This window comes from Ruegeria sp. N7, from assembly GCF_056531345.1.
On the sequence record NZ_JBQFLR010000028.1, the window covers coordinates 17,869 to 27,740 of the forward strand.

10 protein-coding genes and 1 pseudogene are annotated in these 9,872 nt (G+C 57.4%); 6 read left to right on the top strand and 5 right to left on the bottom strand.

Features of this window, described 5'->3' with window-relative positions; genetic code table 11:
• Positions 1-23 precede the first annotated feature (23 nt).
• Genes ACR0ES_RS19325 through ACR0ES_RS19335 form a run of 3 tightly spaced genes read left to right on the top strand, consistent with a single transcriptional unit; the run spans position 24 to position 3,135 of the window.
• Positions 24-1,106 (top strand): ABC transporter permease, encoded by a 1,083-nt coding sequence (locus tag ACR0ES_RS19325; protein WP_267363631.1) that lies wholly within the window; start codon positions 24-26, stop codon positions 1,104-1,106.
• 2 nt (positions 1,107-1,108) lie between these two features.
• On the top strand, positions 1,109-2,029 hold the full coding sequence (locus ACR0ES_RS19330) for an ABC transporter permease (protein ID WP_209598075.1): 921 nt from the start codon (positions 1,109-1,111) through the stop codon (positions 2,027-2,029).
• Positions 2,030-2,061: 32 nt separating this feature from the next.
• Positions 2,062-3,135, top strand: a complete 1,074-nt coding sequence (locus ACR0ES_RS19335) for a BMP family ABC transporter substrate-binding protein (RefSeq protein ID WP_480774470.1) — start codon at positions 2,062-2,064, stop codon at positions 3,133-3,135.
• 120 nt (positions 3,136-3,255) lie between these two features.
• Here ACR0ES_RS19335 and ACR0ES_RS19340 read toward each other — a convergent pair whose 3' ends face one another.
• The 3 genes from ACR0ES_RS19340 to ACR0ES_RS19350 are packed head-to-tail and all read right to left on the bottom strand — an operon-like array spanning position 3,256 to position 5,314.
• On the bottom strand, positions 3,256-4,053 hold the full coding sequence (locus tag ACR0ES_RS19340) for a metal ABC transporter permease (RefSeq protein WP_480871537.1): 798 nt from the start codon (positions 4,051-4,053) through the stop codon (positions 3,256-3,258).
• Positions 4,053-4,799, bottom strand: a complete 747-nt coding sequence (locus tag ACR0ES_RS19345; protein ID WP_480871538.1) for a metal ABC transporter ATP-binding protein — start codon at positions 4,797-4,799, stop codon at positions 4,053-4,055. Before ACR0ES_RS19345 ends, ACR0ES_RS19340 begins: the two co-directional genes overlap by 1 nt.
• Before the next feature lie 2 nt (positions 4,800-4,801).
• Positions 4,802-5,314 carry a Fur family transcriptional regulator gene (locus ACR0ES_RS19350; RefSeq protein WP_480484831.1) on the bottom strand — a complete coding sequence of 171 codons (513 nt, stop codon included), beginning with the start codon at positions 5,312-5,314 and terminating at the stop codon, positions 4,802-4,804.
• A 57-nt stretch (positions 5,315-5,371) separates the two neighbouring features.
• Between ACR0ES_RS19350 and ACR0ES_RS19355 the strand changes: the two genes are divergently transcribed.
• The 3 genes from ACR0ES_RS19355 to ACR0ES_RS19365 all read left to right on the top strand — a co-directional run bounded on the left by ACR0ES_RS19355 (position 5,372) and on the right by ACR0ES_RS19365 (position 8,533).
• On the top strand, positions 5,372-6,334 hold the full coding sequence (locus ACR0ES_RS19355; RefSeq protein WP_480540018.1) for a zinc ABC transporter substrate-binding protein: 963 nt from the start codon (positions 5,372-5,374) through the stop codon (positions 6,332-6,334).
• A gap of 151 nt (positions 6,335-6,485) precedes the next feature.
• On the top strand, positions 6,486-7,889 hold the full coding sequence (locus ACR0ES_RS19360; protein ID WP_480871539.1) for a sensor histidine kinase: 1,404 nt from the start codon (positions 6,486-6,488) through the stop codon (positions 7,887-7,889).
• A complete protein-coding gene (locus tag ACR0ES_RS19365; protein WP_480774468.1) occupies positions 7,886-8,533 on the top strand; it encodes a response regulator in 648 nt (215 codons plus the stop codon). Before ACR0ES_RS19360 ends, ACR0ES_RS19365 begins: the two co-directional genes overlap by 4 nt.
• Before the next feature lie 74 nt (positions 8,534-8,607).
• Here the strand turns inward: ACR0ES_RS19365 and ACR0ES_RS19370 are convergent, their stop codons facing one another.
• Entirely contained in the window at positions 8,608-9,363 is a 756-nt protein-coding gene (locus ACR0ES_RS19370) for a hypothetical protein (RefSeq protein WP_480774467.1), read from the bottom strand.
• A 425-nt stretch (positions 9,364-9,788) separates the two neighbouring features.
• A pseudogene (locus ACR0ES_RS19375) lies at positions 9,789-9,872 on the bottom strand (IS5/IS1182 family transposase); the annotation flags it as partial.

Genomic DNA, 9,872 nt, shown 5'->3' on the forward strand with positions numbered 1-9,872 from the left:
GAAACATCTGGGGGGATGAGCAGATGATTGTGTTGGAGAAACGGCCACAGCCGTCCAGGGCCTGGTCTTACGCGACCCCCCTTGTGGCGGTGCTGGCAACAATGGTGTTTGGCGGGTTGCTGTTTGCCATTTTGGGGAAAAATCCGGTCGAAGCCATCGGTACCATCTTCTGGGAGCCGCTGTTTGGAGAGTTCGCATTCTATTACCGCCCTCAATTGCTGGTCAAAGGCGCGCCCCTAGTGCTGATCGCAATCGGATTGTCGCTGGGTTTTCGGGCCGGTATCTGGAATATCGGGGCCGAAGGACAATACATCATGGGCGCCATATTCGGCGCGGGCGCAGGTCTGGCCTTCTATCCGCTCGACGCCTGGTACATCTTCCCGATCATGGTGGTCGCAGGCGCATTTGGCGGGTGGCTGTGGGCAACGATCCCGGCTTTGCTGAAGGTGCGTTTCGGCACCAACGAAATCCTTGTGTCGCTGATGCTGGTCTACGTGGCCGAGCAGATGCTGGCCTCGGTCTCGCTGGGTCTTCTCAAGAACCCCGAAGGGTTCGGCTTTCCCGGATCGCGCAACCTGCAATCCTATGAAAGCGCGCATAATGCCGAGCTGATTGCCGGTTCCGGGATGCATTGGGGTGTTGTCGCGGCCTTCATCGCGGTGATCTTTGCCTATGTATTGCTGAACCGTCACATGCTGGGCTTCCATATCCGCCTGACGGGTGAGGCCCCCCGCGCCGCAAAGTTTGCAGGTGTGAATCCGGCGCGCCTGATCCTGTTCTGCCTTGGAATTTCGGGCGCTTTGGCCGGGCTGGCCGGTATGTTCGAGGTGTCCGGCCCGTCCGGTCAGATCAGCATCGACTTCAACGTGGGTTATGGCTTTACCGCGATCATCGTCGCGTTTCTGGGCCGCCTGCATCCGGTGGGTATCCTGTTGGCCGGGGGCCTGATGGCGCTGACCTATATTGGCGGCGAAATTGCACAATCGCAGCTGGGTCTGCCTGCCGCTGCCATTCAGGTGTTTCAGGGAATGCTGCTGTTTTTCCTGCTGGCCTTCGATCTTCTGACAAACTTCCGCATCCGTGCGGCGCGTAGCGAGGTGGCGTGATCATGGACCTTGGTCAAATCAATCCCGTTCTTCTGGTTGCCTCGCTTATGGTGGCCGCAACCCCCCTTCTGCTGGCCGCGATCGGAGAGCTTGTCGTGGAAAAGGCAGGCGTTCTGAACCTTGGTGTCGAGGGCATGATGATCGTCGGCGCGATCAGCGGTTTTGCGATCTCGGTCGAAACCGGCTCGCCCTGGCTGGGCTTTGTTGCTGCCGCCATTGGCGGGGCCGTGCTGTCGCTGCTGTTCGTCCTGCTGACACAGTTTGCATTGGCCAACCAAGTTGCCAGCGGCCTTGCGCTGACCCTGTTTGGACTGGGGTTCAGCGCCTTGATGGGGCAAAGCTATGTGGGCGTCAAACCCCCCAGCATGGGCGATATCCACATCCCTTTGATTAGCGATATTCCGGTCATCGGCCCGATCCTGTTTCGGCACGACCCCATCCTGTATCTGGGCATTGCGCTGACCGCTGTGGTCTGGGCCGTCCTGAAGTACACCCGCGTCGGGTTGATCCTGCGGGCGGTTGGTGAAAACCACGATGCCGCCCATGCGCTTGGCTACAAGGTCATCAAAATCCGTATCATGGCGATCCTGTTCGGCGGGGCCTGCGCGGGCCTGGGTGGGGCTTACATCAGCCTGATCCGTGTGCCGCAATGGACCGAGGGCATGACCGCAGGTGTCGGCTGGATCGCGCTGGCGCTGGTGGTGTTTGCCAGCTGGAAACCATGGCGGGTCCTGCTGGGTGCATATTTGTTCGGCGGCATTACCGTCTTGCAGCTTAATTTGCAGGCAGCGGGCGTTGCCATTCCCGTCGAGTATCTGGCAATGTCACCCTATCTCATCACGATCCTTGTGCTTGTGATCCTTTCGGCCGACAAGAGCAGCGCACCTGCCTCACTGGGCCGGACCTTCCATGCCTCACACTAGGGGCCAACTGAACCAACTTGGGGAGTAACTACATGAAATTCAAATCACTTCTGACAACTGCCGCGATAGCGCTTGGTCTTGCGACCGGCGCAGTGGCGCAAGACAAGACCAAGGTCGGTTTTGTCTATGTCGGCCCTGTCGGCGACGGTGGCTGGACCTATGAACACAACAAGGGCCGTCTGGCGATCGAAGAAGAGTTCGGCGACAAGGTCGAGACTGTATTCGTTGAATCGGTGCCGGAAGGCCCGGACGCCGAACGCGTGATGACCCAGATGGCGCTGGAAGGCGCGGATCTGATCTTTACCACCTCATTTGGCTATATGGATCCAACCATCAATGTGGCCAAGAAATTCCCGAACGTGAAGTTCGAGCACGCGACAGGCTACAAGATGGCCGACAACGTCTCGGTCTATTCGGCGCGTTTCTACGAAGGTCGTGCGGTTCAGGGGCATATCGCGGGTAGAATGACCGAATCGAACATCATCGGCTATATCGGGTCTTATCCGATCCCCGAGGTGATCCGCGGTATCAACTCGGCCTATATCCACGCCAAGAAGGCAAACCCGGATGTCCAGTTCAAGATCGTCTGGGCCTATACCTGGTTCGACCCGGCAAAAGAGGCTGACGCCGCTTCGGTTCTGATCGAACAGGGCGCCGACGTGATCCTGCAGCACACTGACTCGACCGCTCCGCAGGCCGCCGCACAAGAGGCGGGTAACGTGATCACCTTCGGTCAGGCTTCGGATATGAGCGAATACGCCCCCAAACCGCGTGTTTCCTCGATCATCGACAACTGGGGACCCTATTACATTGCGCGCACGCGAGCTGTGATGGACGGCACCTGGACCTCGTCCAATACCTGGGACGGTATCGGGCCGGGCATGGTAGAAATCGGTGAGATTTCGGATGCAGTTCCTGCGGACATCAAAGAAGAGGCACTGGCCCTGAAGGCGGCGCTGGCCGATGGCAGCTATCATGCCTTTACCGGACCGCTGAAGAAGCAGGACGGCAGCGACTGGCTGGCCGAGGGCGAAGTGGCCGACGACGGTACGCTGGCTGGCATGAACTTCTATATTGAAGGGCTGGAAGGCGATATCCCGCAGTAAACGACGCGGGTAGAAATGCATCAAGGCCCGCAGGTTTGCGGGCCTTTTTTCGTGGCGTATTCGCTTCGGTCATATTACCGGATGACCGGGATGTAACGGCTGCGACGACCTACGGAACCTTTAGGCCCTGTCCTGCGTTCGCCACCCGATCAGGCTAAGGCACGCAAACACGATCGCGGCAACGCAGACGATCGAAGGCCCTGCCGGAGTGTCGAAAACATACGCAGCCCTTAACCCCGTGATGGCTGAAAGCGCGCCTATTCCCGCCGCGATCAAGGCCATCGTTTCTGGTGACCGCGCAAGGTTACGCGCCGCTGCCGCCGGAATGATCAGCATTGCGGCGATCAGCAATACACCCACAACCTTGATCGCCACCGCCACGGTCACGGCAAGTGACAGGGTCAGGATCAGTTGCTCTCGTCTTGGATCGAATCCGCTGGCGTAAGCCAGTTCTTCGTTCAATGTCGCGGTCAGAAGTTGCGCCCAACGCCAGACAATCAGCGCCACGACAAGCGCCGCACCGCCCCAGATCACGATCAGATCAGAACGGGAGACCGCCAGAATATCCCCAAACAGATACGCCATAAGGTCAATCCGGACACCGGACAGGAATGAAACTGCAACCAGCCCGAAGGCCAACGCAGAATGTGCCAGAACGCCCAGCAGCGTGTCCATCGCATATCCGCGACCGGCCAAAAGCGAAACGGTCAGCGCCATGACCAAAGCGACAGCCAACGCGCCCGTGAAGATCGACATCTGAAACGTCAGGGACAGGGCCACGCCCAAAATTGCGGCATGTGCGGTTGCATCGCCGAAATACGCCATGCGACGCCATACGACAAAACACCCAAGGGGGGCCGCGGCAAACGCCACGCCAATACCGGCGAGCGTTGCCCGCATCATGAAATCATCCAGCATTATTCCGCCGCTTCCTGTGTACTCGCATCATGGTCATGATCATGATGGTGATCATGTTCATGACGATAAAGGGCAAGCGCACCGCCAGTTCCGGTTCCAAACAAGGCCCGATACTCGGGCGCCGAGGCGACAACGGCCGGTGATCCTTCGCAACAGACATGCCCATTGAGGCATATCACCCGGTCCGAAGCGCTCATGACCACGTGCAGTTCGTGGCTGATCATCAGAACGGCGCATCCGGTCTCGCGCCGGACAGCCTCGATTTGCTGGTAAAAGCTGGCCGACCCCCGTTGGTCCAAACCCTGTGTCGCTTCGTCCAGCAACAATATGTCCGGGCGGTTGATCAAAGCTCTGGCCAGCAGCACCCGCTGGAACTGTCCGCCGGACAGCTGCGACATCTGGCGTTTCAACAGATCCGGCACACCCGCCGATTCAAGCGCCTCGACACATTGCCTGCGCGACACAGGATCGGTCAGACGCATGAACCGTTCAACGGAAATCGGTAATGTCGGATCGACATGCAGCTTCTGCGGCACATAGCCGATTTTCAATCCGGGCTTCAGTGACACTTGACCGGCACAAGGCCGTGTCGCACCGATAATGGCGCGCAGCAGGCTGGTCTTGCCTGATCCGTTCGGGCCAACGATGGTCACGATTTCACCCGGTTCAATGACCATATCCACATGATGCAGCACGGTATGCGCGCCATAGCGGACGCTGAGTTTCTCGACAGTGATCAGGGCCATCTTTATGCCTTTTCGGTGCAGTCGGGGCAGAGACCTTCAGCCTCTACAACCGTTCGCTCGATCTCGAAACCCGCCGCGCGCGCGGCAGCGCCAAGAACACCTTTGGACGGGGCAGATTGCGCCTCGGCTACGGCGTCGCATTTTCGGCAGATCATGAAAGCAGGTGAATGCGCCGCACCGGGATGAGAGCAAGCGACAAACGCGTTCAGCCGCTCGATCTTGTGGACAAATCCGTTTTGTACAAGAAACTCCAGCGCCCGATAAGCGACCGGAGGCTGGGACCCGAACCCTTCGTCGCGCAACCGGTCAAGGATTGCATAGGCACCTTGGGCGCGATGTTCGTGCAATAACATCTCAAGAACCTTGCGCCGAACCGGCGTCAGCCGCAGCCCTTCCGCTTTGCACCGGACTTCGGCGGATGTCAGAGCCGTTGCGACGCAGCTCTGGTGGTCATGTTCCTGAAACCCGACCGGAGCCGCGTCTTTGCCAATAACTGGGTGCACATCACTTGTCATGTTATTACATATCATGTATTGCCGCTTGAAATGTTATAAAATCACACAGAGGGCCCGATGTCCAGAACGCTTCTTCTTCCATTATCTATCACAGTTGCACTGCTGGGTGGACCGGCCCGCGCAGATGCGCCAAACGTTGCCGCGGACATTGCCCCGGTTCATTCGCTGGTGGCCCGTGTCATGGCGGGTGTGGGAACACCTGCCCTGATCGTCGCACCGGGTGCCTCGCCGCATGAATACAATCTGCGCCCGTCCGAGGCAGCCGCGTTGCAAAACGCCGATCTGGTGTTCTGGGTAGGAGAAGACCTGACGCCCTGGCTGGAAAGTGCGATAGAAACTCTTGCCCAAGGTGCGACCGCCACAGCCCTATTGGACGCAAAGGGTACGGGGCTTCTTGAGTTCCGGGAAGACGCATTGTTTGAGGCGCATGATCACGCGGACGATGCGGGTCACGAAGACCATGACGACCATGGCGATCACGAAGGCCATGATGATCATGACTCTCATGACCCACATGCCTGGCTTTCGCCAACGAATGCCAAAGCCTGGCTGACCCTGATCGCGGATCAACTGTCGTCAGCGGATCCCGACAACGCCGCTGCGTATTTAGCAAATGCCGAAGCGGCGCGCGAAGAAATGAACGTGCTTTCCGCAGAAGTGGAAGAGTTGCTTGAACCGGTTCGCGGCGGCAGCTTCATCGTGTTTCATGATGCCTACCAGTATTTTGAGGTTGCGTTTGGTTTCCCTGCATCGGGCGCGATTTCCCTGAGCGACGCGTCCGACCCAAGCCCCGCGCGAGTTGCCGCCATTCAAGGTCGCATTCACGCCGAAGGCATCAACTGCGTATTGTCTGAACCACAGTTCAATCCGGGCATCGTCGAAACCGTGTTGGATGGAACATCGGCACAATCCGGTGTGATCGATCCACTGGGCTCGGCTCTGGAACCCGGGCCGTCTCTGTACCCGCAAGTCATTCGTAACATGGCGCAAACCCTGTCGGAGTGTTTGAAAACCCGTTGAACCGGGACTGGGATCGGGACGCGGAAACCTGCCGGGGTGCACCCAAAAGGGCCAAGTCCCGATCTGCGCATCAGGTTTGGAACATTGGAGAAGCGCATCAGACCATGGTCTGTAGCGCGTCAAACAATTGTCGTTCATAGTCGATTGCGAAATGAGACCCAAAATTACCGACCTGACAATTGGCAACTGGTCTTTGTCGCGCGTTTTTCTCGCGGCAAGTGTTGTGGTCATGGGGACTGCAACGGTGTTTGTTGGTCACTGGGTATCGAACCGGATCGAAAATGCGGTTGTACAAAATTCCGCCAACTCTGCGGCATTGTACATGGAAAGCATTTTGTCCCCACTCAGCCAGGAGCTGGCGCATGGAGACCGCCTTTCCGAACAGGCCAGCCGGGCGCTGGACGAGATTTTCATGACCCAGCCGATGCGCGAACGCATTGCCTCGTACAAGTTCTGGAAACAGGATGGCGAGATTGCATACGCATCGGATTCCGCCATCATCGGTCGCCGCTTCGAGCCGACAGATGACCTGAAACGCGCATGGGCTGGAGAAATCTCGGGCTCATTTGAAGAGCTGGACGACGAAGAAAGCGCGGCAGAGGCTGCGCTTGGCATTCCATTGCTGGAAGTCTACAGCCCCATTCGCGAAATCTGGTCGGGGAAAATCATCGCGGTCGCCGAGTTTTATGAAAAGGCCGATCAGCTGGAACTGGACATGGCCAGAGCCAGAAGAACAAGCTGGTTGATCGTTGGCTCGGCCTTTGCGGCAAGCACGATTGTTCTGTTTTCCATTGTCGCAATCGGCGACAACACCATTCGACGGCAAGGGCGCCTTCTGAATGATCGTCTTGCCGAAAGTGAAAAGATGGCCGCACAGAATGCCATGCTGCGGTCGCGCGTCATTGATGCATCGGAAAGATATGCTGCGCAAACGGACAGGTTCCTCAGGAAACTCGGCGCGGAACTGCATGACGGCCCTGCCCAATACCTGTCCCTCGCCGCCCTTCGACTGGAGGCTGCATTCGGCGACAAGCCGGAGATGCCCACCGAGGCCGAAGAAATTCAGCAATCTTTGCAGAAGTCTTTGGCAGAAATTCGCGCCTTGTCACGGGGGTTGTTCGCGCCAGACATCGAAAATCTGGCGCTCGTTGATGTGGTAAAAAGAGCTGTCGAGGACCATTCTGAACACAGCCCTTTTCGCCCCGGTATTTCCTTTCAGGGCAATCCGTCGCCAAATTTGTCAATCTCGGGCAAGTTGTGCGTTTTCCGGTTCCTGCAAGAAACGCTTTCCAATGCCGCAAGATATGCGCCCGCGTCCCAGTGCACTGTCACCTGCGACGTACAAGATGATCGCATTACCGTTCAGGTCAGCGACGACGGCCCCGGGTTCGCCCCCTCCGGCGAGACGGTTCTGCGTGAGGACGGGGGCCAGGGCCTTGTCGGCTTGCGTGACCGGGTCGAAAGCATTGGCGGTCGGTTCGAAGTGACGTCAACCCCAGGCAAGGGCACCACTGTTGCTATGACGTTGCTTCCCAGAAAGATGAGTGCATCATGACAACTTCAGTCGTTATCGCAGATGATCACCCGATTTTCAGGGACGGTTTACACCGCACATTGGAGGAGGCCGACGGCTTCAAGGTTCTTGCCGCCGGATCAAACGCGGATGAGGCCGTTTCCCTTGTCCGAACCCATCAACCTGACATCGCCATCCTCGACCTGTCGATGCCCGGTGGCGGCATAAGCGCGACCCGCAGAATTGCTGAAATGGCGAACCCGCCTTTCATCGCGATATTGACGGTCTCTGAAAATAGCAGTGACGTCGCAGACGCTTTGGAGGCGGGTGCCATTGGCTATATCGTCAAGGGCGTGACAGCACGCGAATTGACAGCTTCGCTGCGCAGTATCGCCTCGGGCGAAGGGTTCGTCTCGCCGGGTCTAGCGTCGCGCATGCTGCTTCAGATCAATCGCGGAAACGGGTCGCAGAAAGAAGCTGACGCCATAGATGATCTTACCCATCGCGAAGAAGAAATCCTAAGACGCGTCGCCAAAGGGCTGAGCAATCGGGAAATAGCCGATGAGTTGGGAATACAGGAGAAAACCGTCAAGCATTACATGACGGCGATCCTGTCCAAGCTCCATGCGCGAAACCGGGTGGAGGCCGCTCTTATCGCGCATGAGGCCTGGAACAAGAAAGACTAGGGGTCAGGCGCTCAAAGACCAGGGCGGTCTCTCAAGAAAAGAAACCGCCCCGCACAATCGCCAAAGTTCGTCACTCAGTTGGCAATCGCCTGAAGTCTGCTGCGATCCGCCGCAGTTGCGGTTCTTTCTACGACGGTCCGGTTGAACGGGTCTTTCAACTCGTAACGCCCGCCCTCGATCTCTTCTTTCCAGCCGTTTGCGTAACTAACTTCGATATTGTTGCCCTGAATTTCGATTTTTGCCGGGTTACTTCCAGCGCCACCACTCTGCCCGGGCGAGCGCACGCTGTCGATTGAGATACCGTTTGCCAGTGACCGAAGGCGCGAAACGTCGGCACCGGTGGCCGGTCGTTCCTCGACTGTTCGGTTCTGCGCGTTCTTTCTTTCGTACCGGCCGTTTTCAATCTCTTCCTTGGTGCCGTCAGCATAGCGTACTTCTATGCCGCTCGCGCTTGTCTCGACCTTTGTTATTCCAGCCGACCCCGATGACTGCCCCTCAGATTGAGACCGGTCCTTCTTATCGCCCCGGCCCGAGCGTGACGAACCATCGTCATCATCGTCATCGTCGTCGTCGTCATCATCGTCGTGACCACCTTTACCCGATCCGGAATTGTCGTCACGATCACCGCCGCTGCCCGACCCGGAGTTGCTGTCATGGTCATCATCCCCGCCGTTGCCATCACTCCCTTTCCCGCTCTTTGCAAACGCGTAAACAGGTTCCATCCGCAGATGACCGTCTGCGTCAAAAGCCGGCACATAGGGTGTCATCACAATCAGCGACGCCAGCGCTACCGTGCTGAGAAGCTGACCAGTTCTTTTCCGGGTATTCATTTTCGTCTCCAATCCTGTTCGAGGCGTTATCCTGTATTGGAGGCAGATTATCCCGGGCCCGGCTTCGCTACATCGGGCTTAGGTCTGATGATTTTCCGGCCGATTGTCCGGGTCCGAGGAATGAGAGTTTCAAATATCCATCACTCAAATGGATCTGGTGATCCAATTTAGGCCTTGGGCGATGAGGTGTTGCCGCGTTGCTTTCCATGTATTGCGGAACTCGGCTTCAGCGGTTGGCGGGTCTTGATTTGACAGCTGTCGTTTTCTTTCTGCTTAGCGCCATCGGCGAACTGAATAGAAATATACTATTTTAGAAGAAATCTGACGATCGCAATTGACCACGACAATTACCACAATGCGAACAAACAGACGGTTTCATCTTGTTCGCCCCACCCGTCCGATACCTAGGTGTTTAGGGTCAGGATTCATAACCAATAGATGACGGTTGCTGCGAGGGCGATTGCGGAGAGGAAGACTTTGGGACAGCGATCATAACGTGTCGCTACACA